This is a genomic window from Streptococcus vestibularis ATCC 49124, assembly GCF_000188295.1.
GTDB classification, from domain to species: domain Bacteria; phylum Bacillota; class Bacilli; order Lactobacillales; family Streptococcaceae; genus Streptococcus; species Streptococcus vestibularis.
Map to the genome: position 1 here is coordinate 1,454,847 of NZ_GL831112.1, position 17,801 is coordinate 1,472,647.

17 protein-coding genes and 2 pseudogenes are annotated in these 17,801 nt (G+C 39.7%); 1 reads left to right on the forward strand and 18 read right to left on the reverse strand.

The window, feature by feature from the left end; translation table 11 throughout:
• Nucleotides 1-229 (forward strand): annotated as a pseudogene (locus HMPREF9425_RS10395) (LysR family transcriptional regulator); the annotation flags it as partial.
• A 278-nt stretch (nt 230-507) separates the two neighbouring features.
• Here the strand turns inward: HMPREF9425_RS10395 and metG are convergent.
• The 18 genes and pseudogenes from metG to HMPREF9425_RS07085 all read right to left on the reverse strand — a co-directional run bounded on the left by metG (nt 508) and on the right by HMPREF9425_RS07085 (nt 17,723).
• Nucleotides 508-2,511: a methionine--tRNA ligase gene (gene metG, locus HMPREF9425_RS07000; protein WP_003097774.1), complete on the reverse strand. Its 2,004-nt coding sequence runs from the start codon at nt 2,509-2,511 to the stop codon at nt 508-510.
• 108 nt (nt 2,512-2,619) lie between these two features.
• Complete coding sequence (locus tag HMPREF9425_RS07005) at nt 2,620-2,859, reverse strand: hypothetical protein (protein ID WP_003095552.1); 240 nt, start codon at nt 2,857-2,859, stop codon at nt 2,620-2,622.
• 24 nt (nt 2,860-2,883) lie between these two features.
• Nucleotides 2,884-3,222, reverse strand: coding sequence for a hypothetical protein (locus tag HMPREF9425_RS07010; protein WP_128637831.1), 339 nt, complete (start codon nt 3,220-3,222; stop codon nt 2,884-2,886).
• The gene (locus tag HMPREF9425_RS07015; protein ID WP_003095655.1) at nt 3,155-4,195 is read right to left on the reverse strand and encodes a hypothetical protein; all 1,041 of its coding nucleotides are present in this window, start codon (nt 4,193-4,195) and stop codon (nt 3,155-3,157) included. The genes HMPREF9425_RS07010 and HMPREF9425_RS07015 overlap by 68 nt, the downstream gene beginning before the upstream one ends.
• A gap of 187 nt (nt 4,196-4,382) precedes the next feature.
• Nucleotides 4,383-4,565, reverse strand: coding sequence for a hypothetical protein (locus HMPREF9425_RS10400; protein WP_003097781.1), 183 nt, complete (start codon nt 4,563-4,565; stop codon nt 4,383-4,385).
• 520 nt (nt 4,566-5,085) lie between these two features.
• Nucleotides 5,086-6,144: a PhoH family protein gene (locus HMPREF9425_RS07025; protein ID WP_003095658.1), complete on the reverse strand. Its 1,059-nt coding sequence runs from the start codon at nt 6,142-6,144 to the stop codon at nt 5,086-5,088.
• Between the two features lie 79 nt (nt 6,145-6,223).
• Nucleotides 6,224-7,471 (reverse strand): LysM peptidoglycan-binding domain-containing protein, encoded by a 1,248-nt coding sequence (locus HMPREF9425_RS07030; protein ID WP_003095370.1) that lies wholly within the window; start codon nt 7,469-7,471, stop codon nt 6,224-6,226.
• Between the two features lie 237 nt (nt 7,472-7,708).
• On the reverse strand, nt 7,709-7,924 hold the full coding sequence (locus HMPREF9425_RS07035) for a YozE family protein (RefSeq protein ID WP_003095562.1): 216 nt from the start codon (nt 7,922-7,924) through the stop codon (nt 7,709-7,711).
• Between the two features lie 8 nt (nt 7,925-7,932).
• A complete protein-coding gene (gene cvfB / locus HMPREF9425_RS07040) occupies nt 7,933-8,790 on the reverse strand; it encodes an RNA-binding virulence regulatory protein CvfB (RefSeq protein ID WP_037621565.1) in 858 nt (285 codons plus the stop codon).
• A 90-nt stretch (nt 8,791-8,880) separates the two neighbouring features.
• Nucleotides 8,881-9,438: a ribosome recycling factor gene (gene frr, locus HMPREF9425_RS07045; RefSeq protein WP_003095421.1), complete on the reverse strand. Its 558-nt coding sequence runs from the start codon at nt 9,436-9,438 to the stop codon at nt 8,881-8,883.
• Nucleotides 9,439-9,452: 14 nt separating this feature from the next.
• Complete coding sequence (gene pyrH / locus HMPREF9425_RS07050) at nt 9,453-10,190, reverse strand: UMP kinase (protein WP_003095632.1); 738 nt, start codon at nt 10,188-10,190, stop codon at nt 9,453-9,455.
• 217 nt (nt 10,191-10,407) lie between these two features.
• Nucleotides 10,408-11,630: pseudogene (locus HMPREF9425_RS07055) on the reverse strand (sensor histidine kinase).
• A gap of 12 nt (nt 11,631-11,642) precedes the next feature.
• Nucleotides 11,643-12,320 carry a response regulator transcription factor gene (locus HMPREF9425_RS07060; protein WP_003097797.1) on the reverse strand — a complete coding sequence of 226 codons (678 nt, stop codon included), beginning with the start codon at nt 12,318-12,320 and terminating at the stop codon, nt 11,643-11,645.
• Nucleotide 12,321: 1 nt separating this feature from the next.
• Nucleotides 12,322-12,945, reverse strand: coding sequence for a GTP pyrophosphokinase (locus HMPREF9425_RS07065; RefSeq protein ID WP_003095383.1), 624 nt, complete (start codon nt 12,943-12,945; stop codon nt 12,322-12,324).
• 406 nt (nt 12,946-13,351) lie between these two features.
• Nucleotides 13,352-13,537 (reverse strand): hypothetical protein, encoded by a 186-nt coding sequence (locus HMPREF9425_RS07070; protein WP_037621567.1) that lies wholly within the window; start codon nt 13,535-13,537, stop codon nt 13,352-13,354.
• A gap of 156 nt (nt 13,538-13,693) precedes the next feature.
• Nucleotides 13,694-15,472 carry an ABC transporter ATP-binding protein gene (locus HMPREF9425_RS07075; protein ID WP_003097807.1) on the reverse strand — a complete coding sequence of 593 codons (1,779 nt, stop codon included), beginning with the start codon at nt 15,470-15,472 and terminating at the stop codon, nt 13,694-13,696.
• A complete protein-coding gene (locus tag HMPREF9425_RS07080) occupies nt 15,462-17,276 on the reverse strand; it encodes an ABC transporter ATP-binding protein (RefSeq protein WP_003097810.1) in 1,815 nt (604 codons plus the stop codon). The genes HMPREF9425_RS07075 and HMPREF9425_RS07080 overlap by 11 nt, the downstream gene beginning before the upstream one ends.
• Nucleotides 17,277-17,279: 3 nt before the next feature.
• Complete coding sequence (locus HMPREF9425_RS07085; protein ID WP_003097812.1) at nt 17,280-17,723, reverse strand: MarR family winged helix-turn-helix transcriptional regulator; 444 nt, start codon at nt 17,721-17,723, stop codon at nt 17,280-17,282.
• Nucleotides 17,724-17,801 lie beyond the last annotated feature (78 nt).

A 17,801-nucleotide genomic window follows, 5' to 3' on the forward strand; every position in this document is an offset into this window, starting at 1 on the left:
CTACAGTAATGACCGAGGCAGTGTCATGAATCTGCTATGTTCCTCTGATAGTTATGCTTCTGGCCTTGGTATTGTCAACAGTTTTATCAAGGATCAGATTGTCCTAATCCCACTTAAGGATAGTCCCAAGCACACTTTGGGTTTTGTAACCAACAATAAACAAAAACAATCTACAATTATTCAAGCATTTATCGAAGAAATCCGAGATAGCTTACTACCCCAACACTAAGGAGACCTTGATGCTATTAGTAAACTAAACAGATACTCTAATACCTATGGACCTGATGGAAGCGTAGAACAGATTAAACATTTATTGAAATATAGTGCATAAAAAAACGAGTTCGACTGAACTCGTTTTAATGTTAAAAATATCTTGTTTTGATTACTCTTAGGTGAGTAGGGGTATACGGCGAAATCAAAATAAGGAAAGGAACAGAAGACTTATCATTCAAAATCAATTCGTTTTCCCACTCCCACTTAAGGAAATACTATAAAACAGAATTACTGTTACCCAATCACACTTCCGTTTGGAACAGATGGATCTACTGTCAAGACAGTGAGTTTACCGTCATGTTCAGCAGAAAGAATCATACCTTGGCTGACATATTTCTTCATCATCTTACGTGGTTTGAGGTTCGCCACAACTTGAAGTTTCTTGCCGACCAATTCTTGTTCGTTTGGATAGAATTTAGCGATACCTGAGAGGATTTGACGGTCTTCACCATCGCCAGCATCAAGACGGAAGCGAAGTAATTTGTCTGAACCTTCCACTTTTTCAACTTCTTTAACTTCAGCAACACGAATTTCAACCTTGTCAAAGTCTTCAAATTTGATTTGGTCTTTTTCAGATTTAAGTTCGATTTCTTCGGGGTTCCATTCTTTTTCTTGTGGTTTGCCTGCGTTCATTTGAGATTGGATGTAGGCAATTTCTTCGTCCATGTCAAGACGTGGGAAGATTGGAGTTCCTTTTGAAACGACTGTCACATTTTCTGGGAAACCTGAAAGTTCGAGATTTTCAAGGTCAAATACCACTGGCAATCCGAGCTGTTCCATGATGGCATTTGAAGTGGTCATCATGAATGGTTGGACGAGGTGAGCTACCACACGAAGGCTAGCCGCCAAGTGAGCCATCACTGCTGCCAATTGTTCCTTGTCACCATCTTCTTTGGCAAGGACCCAAGGAGCTGTTTCATCAATATACTTATTGGTACGTGAAATGATGTTCCAAACGGCATCCAAGGCGCGTGGGAAATCCACAGCATTCATTTGTTTGTGGAACTCTTCAATATTTTCAGCCACAACCTTAGCCAAATCAGCATCAAAGTCTGTAACATTCTCAACATATACAGGCACTTGACCACCGAAATACTTGTTAATCATAGCAACTGTACGGTTGAGGAGGTTTCCTAGATCATTAGCCAACTCATAGTTGATGCGAGCCACATAGTCTTCTGGTGTGAAGGTACCATCTGAACCAACTGGAAGACTACGCATGAGGTAGTAACGAAGTGGATCAAGACCGAAGCGCTCTACCAACATTTCTGGATAGATGACGTTTCCTTTAGACTTGGACATCTTACCGTCTTTCATGACAAACCAACCATGAGCAACAAGACGTGTAGGTAATGGTAAATCAAGTGCCATCAAGATGATTGGCCAGTAGATTGAGTGGAAACGAAGGATATCCTTACCAATCATGTGGATGATTTCATGGTTTTCATCATTTTGCCAGAAAAGGTCAAAATTACCATGCTCATCCTGCCCATAACCGAGGGCGGTAATATAGTTGATAAGGGCATCAATCCACACATAAACAACATGCTTTGGATCTGATGGTACTTTAACTCCCCAAGTGAAGGTTGTACGTGATACCGCCAAGTCTTCCAAGCCTGGCTCGATGAAGTTTTTAAGCATTTCATTCATACGACCATCAGGTTGGATAAATTCTGGGTGTTCTTTAAAGAAGTCAGTCAAATGGTCTGCGTAGTTGCTAAGTTTAAAGAAATAGGATTCTTCAGAAACTAGCTCCACTTCATGTCCTGATGGAGCCACACCACCAATGACATTCCCTTGCTCATCACGGTAAACTTCTGCCAACTGACTTTCGGTGAAAAATTCTTCATCTGACACTGAGTACCAACCTGAATATTCACCAAGGTAGATATCCCCTTGTTCCAAGAGACGCTCGAAAACTTGAGCAACAACTTTTTCATGGTAATCATCAGTCGTACGGATGAATTTATCGTATGAGATATCCAAAAGTTGCCAGAGGTCCTTAACACCAACAGCCATACCATCCACATACTCTTGTGGTGTGATTCCTGCTTCTTCAGCTTTTTGTTGAATCTTTTGGCCGTGTTCATCAAGCCCAGTAAGGTAGAAGACATCATAGTTCATCATGCGTTTGTAACGTGCCAAGACGTCACAGGCAATGGTAGTATAGGCAGAACCAATATGCAATTTACCAGATGGATAGTAGATAGGTGTTGTGATGTAGAATGTTTTTGTCATTTTAATTTCCTTTCATGTGTTAACAAATGGGCTAACACTGATGATATAACATCTTATTATAGCACGTTTTAAACACTAAAAAAACCAGACTAGCTGATTTTTGATCTTTTAATATTCACCTAGAAATGAAAGTTTTTTATCGTCCCTATCATCACGCTCATAGTCGTAATCCAGTTTTTTCTCTTCTTTTGTTAGACCTTTAAAGACTTTTTCTTCTGAAAGTTTGCCTTTTTTATCATAGGTAAGGACATTGATTTTATCGGCATTAACCTTATAGTGAACCGTCTCTTTAAGAAATTCCTTATAAGTCTTAATATAGACTTTTTTAGATGCCACAACTGGTGTCACTTATTCAGTTACTGGCTCACTCATCTAAACTTGTGGCTGACTATTCTCTGCCACAGGCTCTGAGGCTATAAATTCGCTGTTCGCTTTGGATTGTTGAATTTCTTCTTCGATTAGTTTGCAATTATTGATTGTTTCGAAATAATCTAACCATTCTGTTTCGTTCATAAAAGTCCCTTTTTTCATTGATACTCCTATTTTAGCAGAAAAATGCCAAAAATCTATTTGACCATTTTCATAAAAAGAAAAAACAGTACCTGACTTTAAGCCTGATACTGCTTTATTAAACTTATGAATGTTAAATTCTATCAACGCTCTTTTTACTGCTACTGCTACCACTAGAGCTTGATTTTGAATCGCTACCATAGTCGTCACTATAGCCATAACCATAATCAAAGTAATCCTTGTAGTTATCATATTGATCACTATAAGACTTCAGCTCTTTCTTATAATCCTTGACAGCGTCTTCATAATCATTCCAACGTTTGTCTGTATCAGATTTACTTAGACGTTTAAAGGTAATACGTGACTCAAGCTTCCCTTTTTCACCATAAGTAGTCAGAGTGTATTCATCACCATGTTTGACATAAGTACGTTTTTCCCTCAAGGTATCTTTATATTCTCTTGTTGTTTTTTTAACGACTTTGTCAGCTGCCTCTTTGGTATAGAACGAATAGTCTTTTCTCATCTTTTTCATGAAGTCTTTTGTGATATCTTCGACTTGGTCCGCATTTAAAGCTTGACTTTGTGTTTTATTCCACGGATCAAATATCTGAGGAATATCTATCTCATAGTCCATCAAACTAACATATGATTTATTGTCACCCTCTACTAAATTGTAGGTTCTAGATTGATTATTCTTTACAACCACAAAAGACTGCAAATCCAAATCTTCGTCCTTGTATTCATTTATGCCATCAACCATCTTGTCTTTATCATCATCGCGATAAGAATAGGCTACTACCTCGTATGTTCCATCCGCAATCTTACCTGATTGGTAACGCCATAGTGAGTAGCCACCAACGATAAGTGAAATCGCTACCAAGGATCCTAAGAACGATGCCAAAATAATCTTAGTTTTCTTAGACATACCTTTTTTAGGGGGAACTACTTGTTGGAAAGTTGCTACTGTTTGGGCAAACTGAGGCTGTTGCGTCATAGCAATCACAGGTTCAGCTGGCTTAATCGGTCTTTGCTCCCTCATTTGTCCATTTGAGCTTAAAACGTTAGGTCGCTCAAGGATAAACTCGCCTGTTGCTTGAGCTTGAGATAACTCTGCCGGAGTTGGTTTACGACCGTTGACTAATTCAAAGTACTCAATCCACTCTTGCTGGTTCATAATAATCTCCTTTTTTATTGGTCTACTATCCTATTGTACTAAAATAAATGGCCAAATAGTATTTGACAATTATCATAAAGACTGTAAGTTTCTTTAATAAATCTTTAGGATATTATTCTCCATAGTAAAAAAAACTGCTTGGTCGGTTTACTTATCAGCGCCAGATGAGATAATTTCCATATTGATCTCAGTCCTTATGATGATCCAAGGCATACTTATAATCCCACTCATAACCACTTATGAGCCCTTTAACTTCCTCTGAAGTCAATCGTTTAAAAGTTCTACGCGACTCAATATGTCCATCATTAGCATAAACAATCAGAACGATAGCATTGGGACGCTTTTCATAAGTTCGTTTTTGCGTCAACATTTTTTATAAACATCCACACACCTTCGGACAGATACTTCTTTTACTCTTGAATACTCCTCTCCCTTTTTAGAAAGCTTATCAATATGAGAAATCACTAAGGCTTTATATTCAGAGACTGTTGAATCCTGTTTCAAAGTTCCTGTATGGGGGTCAAAAGTCTGTGGTAGCTTTTCGTCATGCTCAAATAGTAAAACAAAAGGTTCCCCATCCCTATAAGAAAGATAATAAAATTGACATTTCATGTTCTCAACAACTAGAAAATCTTTATACAAGTTATCATTATTTTCTCTCCACTAAGTCAAATTTACCAATTCATTTGAATATGCCTAAGTAGCTTCGTCTTTTACCATCTGCTAGGCACCATCTGGAATATAGCTCTCTTGATACTTTCAAAATCTTTCCCCCATATTAGCCTACTCTTTAGTACTATTTTACCAAAAATAGAGAGAAAATCTGTTACTGGACTAGAAAAGAAAAAAAGAGGTAGAAAACACTTACTCTCAAACCTCTTTTCATCTATTTACTTTTTAACATCCTCAACACCAATGACTGGGTATTCGGTCAATCCTGATGCTTCTTCAACCTCATTAGATTGCTCTGGTTTCGCCTCAAAGTCAACTTTAGGTGCATCTTTTTCATAAGCATTAATGATGTCAGCAACAACTGGGTGACGGACGACATCACTAGCAGTGAAATGAACAAAATCAATGGCCTTGATTCCTTTTAGTTTTTCCATAGCATCAATAAGACCTGACTTTACACGACGTGGAAGGTCAATCTGGCTCATATCTCCATTGACAATCATCTTAGAATTAAAGCCAAGACGCGTTAAGAACATCTTCATCTGCATGATGGTTGTGTTTTGCGCTTCATCAAGGATAACAAAGGCATCTTCAAGAGTACGACCACGCATATAGGCGAGTGGCGCAATTTCAATAATTTCACGTTCCATAAGACGAGTCGTTTGCTCTTTACCAAGAATTTGATAAAGAGCATCATAGACGGGACGAAGGTAAGGATCTACCTTTTCCTTGAGATCACCAGGCAAAAAACCAAGACTTTCACCTGCCTCAACAGCCGGACGTGTTAGAACAATACGTTTCACCTGGCCACGTTTAAGAGCTGTTACTGCAAGAGTGACCGCTAAAAAGGTTTTACCTGTACCAGCTGGACCAATCCCAAAGACCACATCATGGCTTTTAATGCTATCAACATAAACCTTTTGCCCTAGGGTCTTAACTCGAATAGGCTTACCACTGTTGTCCTTGATAATCTCTTCTTCATATAAAGCAACAAACTTATCAATCGAACCATCTTGAGCCATGGTTAAGGCCGTGACAACATCTGAAGTGTTGACTAGCATCCCACGCTCCACTAAAACAAGGAGGGCTTGAATGGTCAAGCGGGCCAATTCGACACTTTCTTCGTCATCCCCAAGGACTTGCACACGCTCTGTTCGGGCATGGATAATAATATTTAGGTTTTCTTCAATGAGTTTTAAATGTCGTTCATTAGTCCCGAAAAGCGACAAGACGTCATCTGGGTGGTTTAGGGTAATTTCAACAGAATACTCTTGCAAATAGAGTTCCTCTTTCTTTCGTATTTTTCTCCATTATATCAAAAAAATCACGCCAGGCGTGACTTTTTGTAATTCTTAATTATGCATTGAATGATACGTGAACGTGGTCATAGTGGTTTTCAGTAACGCTACCACGATCAGGCATTTGGTTCCAAGTATTGGCTGGTCCGTAGATGTTGTTTACTGGTGCATAGAATTTTTGTCTGTAGATGACATATGAGATACCTGCATTTGCGATATTGTCTACAGCATATTGTGCAACCTGATTACCAACTTCTGAACCAACTGGTACCATAACGTCAACGGCAAGTCCTTTACCATGGTCTTGTGGGTCACCTTCACGGTAACCACCGATATCAGTAAGACCAAATTTTGCTGCTACATCTTGACGGAAAGCTTCAGCTTGTGGTTGAAGGTGTGGATCCGTTGGAAGTGTATTTGTTGATGCAGGTTGTGCTGCTGGTGCCTCTGAAGCCGCTGGTGCTTCTGATGCTACTTCTGATGTTGCTGCTGGTTCTACCACTGGCTGTTCTGCTGGCGCCTCTGAAGCTGCTGGTGCTTCTGAGGCAGCTTCTGATGTTGCTGCTGGCTCTGCAACTGGCTGTTCTGCTGGTGCCTCTGAAGTTGCTGGTGCTTCTGAAGACGCTTCTGACGTTGCTGCTGGAGCTTCTTCTTTTACTTCAGGTTGTGCTGGTGTTTCAGCAGCTGGAGTAGTTTCTGCTGACGCAGTTACATGATCAATAGCATCAGCAACTGGTTGTTCAGTTTCTGCGTATGCTGGTGCTTCTGATACTGATGCGATAGCTTCTGTTACTTCTGAAACAGCTTGAGTTGATGCTTCTGTAGCAGGTACTTGAGTAGCTGTTGTGCTTACTGTTTCAACTGGAGCTGTCAAGTCCGCTACAACTACAGATTGACCATTTACAGTCACTTCGTTAGTTGTCAAATTAGCTTCTGCAACTACAGGTGTGGTTGATGTTTCTGAAGCTGGAGTTTCAACTTTAACAGAGACTGCTTGATTATCAGAATTGTAAGTTGCTGTCAAGACTGTTCCAGGGTAAATCAAATCAATGTTTGTAATTTGATTGATGTTAGCCAAAACATTCACATCGATTCCCATCGCTTCAGCAATACTACCTAAAGTATCACCATATTGAACAGTGTAAGTTTGTTGATTATCATTTACAGAGATATCTGCCTTGATTTGATCTACTGAACGTGCTGTCCAGTTAGAAGCTTCATCGGCATGTACGTGGCTAGCAGCAAAAAGTGAAAGTGCTGCAGTCGAGTAAAGAAGTGCCTTTGTAGTTTTAGATTTTGATAACATCTATAATTCATCCCTTTTTAACAATTTTAATATCTACAATAATACCACACTTTCCATCAAAAAAGTTGTGACTTACTGCTCTTTAAAGCAATTACTAACTAGTTGTAACAAGCCTAATTTATTGAAAAACATCTGAGATATTTGTAAAAACATGTAACAATTCATCCCAATTCAAATGCTAACCGCTTTATAAAAATTGTAAAAAACGATTACACCTATGGTAAAACCTTATCCCTATCAATGTGCTAGATAGTCTTCCCAAATCTGGTCAAACTGGCCTAGATTGAAAGAGAAACTAGCCTGATCTTCCAAGTAACGACTAACTTCTTCAAAATCATCGGTATGCTTAGGAAAGGTTGAATCTTCAAAAGCCAAATCGGCTAAGATTGCCACTGGTTCATTTGATTTTGGATTACGTTGAGTCATCAGCCAAGTATAAAAGGATTTTCTCATGCCTTCTCCTAACCGATTAATTCTGTTCCAAACTGATCTTGTTTGATTTTTTTTGCCTTCATCAGACCACCCAAAGCTTTTTTGAATTGTCCTTTAGAAATACCAAAGGTCGCCTTGATATCTGCTGGTGATGATTTATCATTAAGAGTCATAAAGCCACCATTGCTCTCTAAATAGGTCAAAATCATCTGAGCATCATTTTCGAGCATTTCAAAAGAACGTGGTTTAAGAGAAAGGTTAAGGGTGCGGTCAACTTCTCTGAAACCAATCACGCGCGCTTCAAGGACTTGACCCAAGCGCGGCTCAGCATAACGTTCTGATGGATGAATAAAGCCAAGCATGTTATTCTCTGGCAGATAGACAAAGGTTCCTGACAGTTTAAGACGGTAGGCAATGGCTGGCCATTTTTGGTTTTGCATATTATCGTAAGCAGGTCCAGCCATGCGTTGAAAGACCTCAGGTTCGGCAGGAAGTCCCCAAATACGGTCTTTTTTGTCAACATCGAGTTTGATGTAGAGTTTATCCCCCTTCTTAGGCCAAAGCTCTTTGAGTTCTGGCAAAACATCGAGAGAGACAACAATCTCCTTATCTGGAATTCCTACGTCTACAAAGACACCTAAATCTTTGCGGACTTCAGTGACCTCTCCCCAATCATAAGAATCGCGAGTTGCCTTGATTTCCTTTTGAGTCAGACGTGATTTTTGCTTACTATCTGTATAGGCGAAGCCTATCACCATGTCACCAATGGCGTGTTCTCCCTCATCTTTAGACAAGGCAAAAGTCACACCGTCCTTTTGTACAAAGTAAAATTTATCATTTTCATCAGTTACTAGGGCAGTAATGATCGTTCCAAGTAATGTATTCATCTTTTTTCCTCTAAAAAGAGAGTCGGACAAGGAAGCTAACATAGTCCATGCTCTTTTGCTTCTGTCCCACTCTCCTTATTTTTCTATTGATTAAACAGTAAGAAGTTCTTTTTCCTTTTCTGCTGTCATGCTGTCAATCTTCTTAACAGCGTCATCAGTTGCTTTTTGGATATCTTTTTCCAAAGCTTTCAATTGATCTTCTGTGATTTCTTTGTCTTTTTCTTGCTTTTTAGCTTCATCCATTGCATCACGACGGATGTTACGGATAGCGATTTTAGCATTTTCACCGACTTTTTTCACTTCTTTGGCTAACTCTTTACGAGTTTCTTCTGTAAGTGCTGGGATAACCAAGCGGACTACAGAGCCATCGTTAGCTGGGTTGATGCCAAGGTCAGATTCATTAATGGCACGTTCGATATCAGCGATTGATCCTTTATCAAATGGTGAAATCAAAAGAACACGTGCTTCAGGAACAGTGATTGAAGCCAATTGGTTAAGTGGTGTTGGAGCACCATAGTATTCCACAGTGATGCGGTCAAGAAGTGATGCATTGGCACGACCTGCACGGATAGCTCCGAATTCACGGGCCAATGACTCGTGTGAGTGGGCAAAACGTTCTTTTGCTTTTTCAATAATTGCGTTTGTCATGAGTTCTCTCTTTCTTATTTATGTAATTCTGCTTTGTTAGATACGGTTGTCCCAATGTGTTCACCAAAAATAACACGTTTGATATTTCCTGGTTCGTTCATATTAAAGACAACAAGGTCAATGTCATTATCCATTGAAAGGGTAGAAGCTGTGGCATCCATAATTTTCAAACCACGTTTGATAACTTCTACGTGTGTCAATTCGTCAAATTTGACAGCATCAGCGTTTTTACGAGGGTCATCGTTGTAGACACCATCAACACCATTTTTAGCCATAAGGATAGCATCGGCTTCGATTTCAGCGGCACGAAGAGCTGCCGTTGTATCTGTTGAAAAGTATGGTGAACCAATACCAGCTGCAAAGATAACAATACGCCCTTTTTCAAGGTGACGAAGGGCACGGCCACGAATATAAGGCTCTGCCACAGATTTCATATCAATCGCTGTTTGAACACGTGTATCGACACCCAATTGTTTCAAACTGTCAGCCATAACAAGGGCATTCATAACTGTACCAAGCATTCCCGTATAGTCTGCTTGAACACGATCCATTCCTGCTTCAGCTGCAGGTTCGCCACGCCAAAGGTTACCACCACCGATAACCAAGGCGATTTGAACACCTGATTCTGCGACTTCAGCTATTTCTTTAGCCATTGTCTGTACGGTTGGAAGATCAATCCCAACACCACGCTCACCAGCCAAAGCTTCACCTGAAAGTTTAATGAGGACACGTTTGTATTTTGGTTCTACCATGATTTCTCCCTATTAACTATGTTGTTTTTCTGATTTTATTCTTGGCTCAGATTTATCATTCCTAATCCGTAAATGACCATCGTATTAAGAAGGGGATAAATCTCTTTCCAGATTGACAAATGGTCTCTTTATGACAAAGCGAACACTAAATCTTCATCCTTACTATTTTATCATAAATTAGGATTTTCACCTAGTCAAATATTTTAAAAAAATATGTTTACAAGATAACTGTAAAGGTGATGGTGTCATTTTTATAGGAGGTAAAGATTCGCCCTTTAAATAATTTAACCATGCTTTGCGCCATGGATAGACCTATGCCAAAACCACTGTGCTCTTTGTTATTATGGGACTCATCAATACGATAAAAGCGCTCAAAAAACTTACTATAATCAACTTCCTTACCTTCTTTATAGGTGTTTGACACTTCTAAACGAGCCCTTTTACGCGTTCTTCCAATCTGACGAAGTCTTACAGTAACCGTCCCTTCTGGATCACAATACTTGTTAGCATTGTCCACAAGGAGAGTTACAAGTTCAAAGAGAGACTTCTCCTCAGCCTTTACATGGATATCTGGGGCGATATCCATAACGAAGGATTTGCCATCTCGGACGACAGGTCCCTTAAAGTCCTCGGCTGCATCCTCTGTAATATAGGAAAAATCCACATCTTGAAGAACCATGTCCGGCTGCTCTTCCAGACGAGATAGAGCCACAAGAGAATTGACTAGATTGGTCAAACGTGCCACCTGGTCATTAGTTGACTTAGTCCATTCATTCTCCCCTGTCATGAGTTCCTGTAACTCCGTATTAGCAGAAATAATAGCTAATGGGGTTTTCAATTCATGACCAGCATTAGTGATAAAACGCCGTTGCTTTTCATAGTTTCGAATAAAGGGACGAATGACAATTCCTGACAAAGCACTGACAATGACGACAAAAAAGATAAAAGCAAACAGTGATAAAAGAATAGAAAGACTGAACAAGGCTTGGGAAGAATTGTAATAAGAAGACGTGTCCAAAAAAACTACAAGGATTTTATCTCTGCTGACTTTGCTAACCTGATAACTCAGATTGATATTTTTTCTCTAATCGTTCCAAGATTATTGGTCAAGCGACTAACTGTCAGAGCATATCTAGCCGCTTCCTCGTCGTTTATTAGGGATGTATGGCTGGTATCCTGGCTAACAACCTTATCGTCAGACAAGGTCAAACTGAAAAAACGAAAGCTATCTGATGGAATCTCGCGCCCTTGATTAGTCTCAATTTTTTTGATTTTTCCGAAGCTTCCATTATTTTCTGTGAGTATGTTGAGGACCTTGCTAATTTCCTGCTCCGTCTGAAAGGACCTCACAGTGTTGATGATTCCCACCGTAAAGATCAAGATAAAGAGGATAGCCAAAGAAGTAATCATTATAAACTGAAGTCGTAAACGTCTAAACATGGCTACTCCTTTCTAATCTTGCAGAAGGCAGAAGTCGCCACCCTTTTCACCAAGAATACTAATATCCGCTTGAATGGCTTGCAATTTCTGGCGCAGGTAGGAAATATAGACCCAGACAATTGACTCGTCCACATCTTCCTCATCATCCCAGATAGTTTTAAAAAGGTGATCAGTGGTTAATTTCTTGGCAGGATTGAGCATGAAGTGGGCCATTAACTTGGTCTCTCTGCTTGAAAGTCGAATAGCGTTCCCAGCTACCAACTCTTGTTCCTCTTGGTCCAAGCGAACAGAACCAAGGGTCAAAATTTTGGAGGTAAAAGTTTCACTAACACGACGCTCTAGCGACCGTAGACGAGCCAAAAGTTCCTTTAGGGAAATCGGCTTGGTCAAGTAATCATCCGCCCCAGCATCAAGTCCTGTCACGCGATCATCAATTTCAGCCATAGCTGTCAACATAATGACATGCGTCCTGTCCCCAGAGGAGCGAATCTCTTTCAATGCCTCGATACCTGTTTTTATGGGCATCATAATATCCATAATTATTACTTGATAAGCATTCTGTGCAGCTAGGTCTACTGCCTCTTGCCCATTGAATGCTTGATCCACCTCATAACCTTGATGCTCTAGGGCTGCCTTGTAAACTCGGGAAAGAGCCTCTTCATCCTCAGCTAGTAAAATTTTCAAAGCCATTCTAGTCCCCTCCTTCTTGAATTAAGTTACGGATGGTCTGCATGGTCAAATCACATGAAGCTAATTCATCCGCACAGCGCTTAAGCTCACGGGTAATCATTTCTGGATTCTTGATGTCGTGCTTGTACTTCATCTGATGCTCCAAACTGGCCCAGGAATCCTGAGCAATGGTCCGAAGCTGAACCTCAACAAAATAGGTCCCTTTATCATTGCCTAGAACATCTGGAAAATCCGTCTCCATTTGCAAAATGAGGTGGTAAGAGCGATAGCCATTTGGCTTGGCATTTAGAATATAATCTTTCTCGTTATAGATAGAAACGTCAGGGATAGCCTTGATGACATCAATAGTTTTGTAAATATCATCGACAAAGCCACAAACAATTCGAATCCCAATACTGTCACGAATTTCCTTGAGAGCAGACCGACTGGTCTCAGGCAAATTTTTCCTACGACACTTTTCACGCATAGAATCGCTTTCTTTAATTCGTGAAATGAAATGCTCATAGAGTTTGAAACCTGTTTCTTTTTTGCTAGTAATATTAGCCGCAATAATTGGGTCTGTTATTTCTTGTAAAATCTTGGGGAGATACTGAGCATATTCCCCATAGATACTTGGAGTTGACATATAAACCTCCTCTAATAGCGTTTCCTAATTATAGCATAGTTAGGCTTAAAAATAAGGAATGAGCCAGACAAGAAGGACTCTAAAGCTAAGAAAAAAATCCAGCCGAAGCCAGATTCATTTTGCTTATCTAAGTTAAATAGCACAAGGCTATTCATCAAGAGATTTGACAAAAGGCCAGTTGTCCAATTTGTGTTTCTCGTAAGCCAAGACCTTATAACCACATTGCTTGTAGTCATTCTTCCGGAGTCACTGTCAACATCATCAGGTACCAGTCGTACTCTGCAGAATCTTCCAGGTGTCTTTCAGACTCTTCAACGAAATTAAAATACTTGAACAACCTAGTAATGCTTATAAAACGGAAAAGCTTAGTCGCCCCATTCTGAAGGTTCTTAAGCATAGACTCCGTCTAATGCTGTAAAATAGCTGCTGCAACAATGCGACCATCCTCTTCATCCATCAAACAAGAGTCCATTTTTATAGCTAAACGGATCTTCTGCAAAGCTAAGACAAACTCATCATACTGTTTAGGATTCTTTAAATTACTAGCATTCATCAAAAGGCAGGGATAATCTTCAAAAGCATCTGCGCACACTTATGCCACTTTTTAAACTTCATCTTGTCTTGCTTTGCGATATTGCATCTTGGTCTCCTAATCTGTCTGTTTTTTCTCAGTATAACATAAAACGCATGAGTTACAGCCATACATTTTATGGAATTTTGTTAAATCTTATAATTTTCTAAGAATATCCTAGGCCACTTCTTCCGTAAACTGACTATTATAAAGATCGGCATAGAAACCTTCTGCTGCCATGAGCTCATCATGATTTCCCTGTTCAATAATGTTACCATCTTTCATCACAAGGATAAGGTTGGCATTTCGAATGGTTGATAAGCGATGGGCAATGACAAAGGACGTACGACCCTCCATAAGCTTGTCCATAGCCTTCTGAATCAATTCTTCTGTTCGTGTGTCAACTGATGATGTTGCCTCGTCCAAGATAAGAAGAGGAGCATCCTTAAGAAGTGCACGCGCAATGGTCAAAAGTTGTTTCTGACCAACTGATAAAGTAACAGAATCATCCAAATAGGTATCGTAACCTTTTGGAAGTGTGGTGATGAAGTGATGAACACCCACGGCCTTAGCTGCAGCAATAACTTGCTCATCAGAAATATTCTCTTGGTTGTAAATCAAATTATCACGAATAGTACCTTCAAAAAGCCAAGTGTCTTGAAGCACCATAGAGAATTGATCATGAACGGTTTCACGTTTCATGTCGTTCGTATTCACACCGTCAATGGTGATACGGCCTTGATCAATATTATAGAATTTCATGAGCAGGTTAACAATGGTTGTCTTACCAGCACCCGTTGGACCAACGATCGCAATCTTTTGACCTGGTTTAGCAAGAGCTGAAAAGTCATGAATAATAGTCTTTTCAGGAGTATAACCAAAGGAAACATGATCAAAGACTACTTGACCTTTAGTATCTGTCAACTCAGCTGTCTTAGCTGACTCGTCGTCCATATCTTTTTCTTCCAAAAATTCAAAGATACGACCAATGGCTGCAATGGATGATTGGAGTTGTGTAATTCCTTGTGCAATTTGAGAAAGAGGTTGTGAGAAGATACGAACATAGGTCATGAAGGCTACCACATCACCAATAGTCAAGCTACCGTCAATAACTTTGATAGCACCCACAAGACAGACCATGACATAACCAAAGTTCCCAATGAAAATCATAAGTGGCATCATAATACCAGAGATAAACTGTGATTGCCACATAGATTTATAGAGCTTATCATTAAGCCCCTTGAAAGCTTGACTGCTTTCTTTAGATGCATTGTAGCTCGTTACAACTGCTTGACCTGTGTAGATTTCTTCAATGTACCCATTAATGTTAGCCAAATTTTCTTGTTGGCGTTTAAAAAGTGGTTGCGAGAAGCCCATGATAAAGGCTACTAGAACAAATCCAATCAAGACAGAACCAATCGCAGTGAAAGCCATAGTGACATTTGAGTAGAACATCATAATAATGGCTGCTACCAAGAGAATACTTGAAGTAATTAGAGTACCCAGACCTTGACTAAGCGATTGTCCCAAAAGGTCAACGTCATTAGTCACACGAGAGAGTGTGTCTCCTTGAGAATGACTGTCGAAATAATTAAGAGGGACACTGTTGATTTTCTTTTGGATAGCTGTACGGAAACGTTGTGAAAAGCGTTGTGTAACCGTCGCAACCGTAAAACTTTGTAAGTAACCAACAATGGCTGAAATAACATATAAAACAGCCAAGGTCATAGCAATACTTGCTACCTTGTCCAAATCAATGCCTGGAATCGTCCCCATTTTTGTAGGTGTGATACCTTCAGTAATAGTATTGGTAATTCCTTTAAGCTTATCTGGTCCAATAACTGTAATGACAGCTGAAATAATTGCTCCAAAAATCGCAAGGACAAACGGAATTTGGAAACCTTTAATATAGGGTTTTAAGCGTTTATAGGATGATGTTTTTGGCTTATTTTCCATTTTCTAACTCCTCCTTAGACAATTGTGAATAGGCAATTTCTTGGTAAACCTCATTGTTAGCCAAGAGTTCCTTGTGGGTTCCTTGACCAACGACCTTACCTTGATCAAGAACCAAGATTTGGTCAGCATCCATAATAGTAGAGATGCGTTGGGCAACAATCAACTTGGTCAAATCTTGTGTTTTTTCAGCCAGTTCTTGACGTAACTTACGATCGGTCTTATAGTCTAAGGCTGAGAAAGAATCATCGAAAATCAAGATTTCAGGCTTACGTGCCAAGGCACGCGCAATAGCCAAACGTTGTTTCTGTCCACCTGAGAAGTTAGACCCGGCTTGGGCAACCTCTGCTTTAAGTTGACCTTCTTTATTTTCAACAAAATCTTTTCCTTGAGCCAATTCGAGAGCTTCCCAAATCTTAGAATCATCAAGGGGACTGTTATTACTCGTTCCCATCGTCATATTTGACGTGATATCACCTGAGAAAAGCACAGCCTTCTGTGGAATATAACCGACTATATTGTGCAAAGTTTCATGGTCATAATGTCGCACATCTACACCGTCAACCTTGATAGTTCCTTGCGTGGCATCATAAAAACGTGGGATAAGGTTGACAAGTGTTGATTTACCAGAGCCAGTCGAACCAATAAAAGCAACCGTATCTCCTTTTTTAGCTTTGAAGCTAACATGCTCCAAAACAGGCTCTGAAGTTTCAGAATAACGGAAGGAAACATCATCAAATTCGACAATACCCACTTCTTTAGGCTTTTCAGAACTATGTTCAGGGTAAGAAACTGAAGATTGAGTATCTAAAACTTCATTGATACGTCCAGCTGCTACAACTGCTCGTGGAAGAAGGAAGAAGACAACAATTATCATCATGAATCCCATAACAACCTGCATGGCATAAGATGAGTAAACCACCATGTCTGAGAAGAGATGGACCTTGTTTTCCATGGCACCAGCAATCTTAGTTGGATCTGTTGGAATCTTAACATCTTCAATTAGATGCGCACCAATCCAATAAATAGCTAGCGTCAAACCACTAGATACAGCAGTCATCACCGGTGTCAGTAAGGCAAAAGAACGACCGATAAAGAGATTGTTTTGGGTCAAATCAGTATTGGCCTTTTCAAATTTATCCTCTTGATAACTTTCAGCGTTATAGGCACGCACCACACGAATCCCAGTAAGAGATTCACGCGTTACGCTATTAAGTTTATCTGTCAGAGTTTGAATCAAGCGTTGCTTAGGCATGACCATAATCAAGAGGAAGAGCATGAGAATGGCAATTACTGCCACAGCCACAAGCAAGGCAAGAAGCCAGTTCCCATTTTTATCAGCAATCTTTGTAATCGCCCAAATAGCCATGATAGGGCCCTGTGTAATGACCTGTAGGCCCATGGTCAGTACCATCTGTAATTGTGTAATATCGTTTGTCGTACGGGTCAAAAGACTAGGAATAGAGAATTTCTTAATCTCGGCATCCGAAAAATCTAGAACCTGATGAAAGATATCATCACGAAGACGAGTAGTAAAACTTGCTGCTGTTCTGGCAGCTAGAAAACCAACCACTACAGAGGCCATAAAGCCCGCAAAGGACATTAAAAGCATTCGCATCCCTGGGGCATCCGTATTCCAAGCAAAAATATCCGATGCCTTAGTTCCCTTAGTTGATAAGAGTGTCGTAATATCAGACATATAGTCTGGAATTTTCAAGTTTAGATAGACGTTCAAGCAAACAAAAATCACCGCTAAGACAATCATGATTAACTCTTTTGTCGTTAAACGTTTAAAGATTTTAAACATAAGTTACTCCTTATTTTTTTCTAAATTCATACGAATTTGGTGAAAGACTCGAAAAGCTGTTTCAGCATCTTCTTTCGAAATACCATCTAACAACTGTTCATGGATAGCCTCTCGGAAATATCCGACATCTTGGGCCTTCTTTTCACCCAAGTCTGTCAGATGAACATACTTGTAGCGTTTGTCCTTATCAGATGTCACCAATTCAACAAAACCATTTTTCTCCATACGTTTGACCAAATTACTAGCCACTGACTTGGAAATAGATAGTCTTTTCTCAATATCTTTGATAAATATTTCTTTATCTTGATTCTCAAACAAGTACCTGACGGCAAATCCTTGCGGGCCAGCTAAATGCTCAACACCATACGCTTTACCCAACTCTTGCACGCGAGATTCCATAGTATTGATGAATTCTCTGAATTCACTAAAAGGATCTTTCTCATGCATCGCAAGCTCCTCCTTGAATAATTCTCATGGAAACTATTTTAGTTCTTGTGAGAACTATTGTCAAGAAAAAAGTTCTTA

Bases quoted from the DNA above. Each gene is read 5' to 3' on its own strand.
- pyrH (WP_003095632.1), bottom strand. From the start codon at position 10,190: ATGGTAGAACCAAAATACAAACGTGTCCTCATTAAACTTTCAGGTGAA.
- cvfB (WP_037621565.1), bottom strand. From the start codon at position 8,790: ATGAATACATTACTTGGAACGATCATTACTGCCCTAGTAACTGATGAA.
- HMPREF9425_RS07035 (WP_003095562.1), bottom strand. From the start codon at position 7,924: ATGAGAAAATCCTTTTATACTTGGCTGATGACTCAACGTAATCCAAAA.
- HMPREF9425_RS10400 (WP_003097781.1), bottom strand. From the start codon at position 4,565: ATGTTGACGCAAAAACGAACTTATGAAAAGCGTCCCAATGCTATCGTT.
- HMPREF9425_RS07075 (WP_003097807.1), bottom strand. From the start codon at position 15,472: ATGGAAAATAAGCCAAAAACATCATCCTATAAACGCTTAAAACCCTAT.
- HMPREF9425_RS07030 (WP_003095370.1), bottom strand. From the start codon at position 7,471: ATGTTATCAAAATCTAAAACTACAAAGGCACTTCTTTACTCGACTGCA.
- HMPREF9425_RS07080 (WP_003097810.1), bottom strand. From the start codon at position 17,276: ATGTTTAAAATCTTTAAACGTTTAACGACAAAAGAGTTAATCATGATT.
- HMPREF9425_RS07010 (WP_128637831.1), bottom strand. From the start codon at position 3,222: ATGGTAGCGATTCAAAATCAAGCTCTAGTGGTAGCAGTAGCAGTAAAA.
- HMPREF9425_RS07085 (WP_003097812.1), bottom strand. From the start codon at position 17,723: ATGCATGAGAAAGATCCTTTTAGTGAATTCAGAGAATTCATCAATACT.
- HMPREF9425_RS07015 (WP_003095655.1), bottom strand. From the start codon at position 4,195: ATGAACCAGCAAGAGTGGATTGAGTACTTTGAATTAGTCAACGGTCGT.
- metG (WP_003097774.1), bottom strand. From the start codon at position 2,511: ATGACAAAAACATTCTACATCACAACACCTATCTACTATCCATCTGGT.
- HMPREF9425_RS07060 (WP_003097797.1), bottom strand. From the start codon at position 12,320: ATGGCTTTGAAAATTTTACTAGCTGAGGATGAAGAGGCTCTTTCCCGA.
- frr (WP_003095421.1), bottom strand. From the start codon at position 9,438: ATGACAAACGCAATTATTGAAAAAGCAAAAGAACGTTTTGCCCACTCA.
- HMPREF9425_RS07065 (WP_003095383.1), bottom strand. From the start codon at position 12,945: ATGTCAACTCCAAGTATCTATGGGGAATATGCTCAGTATCTCCCCAAG.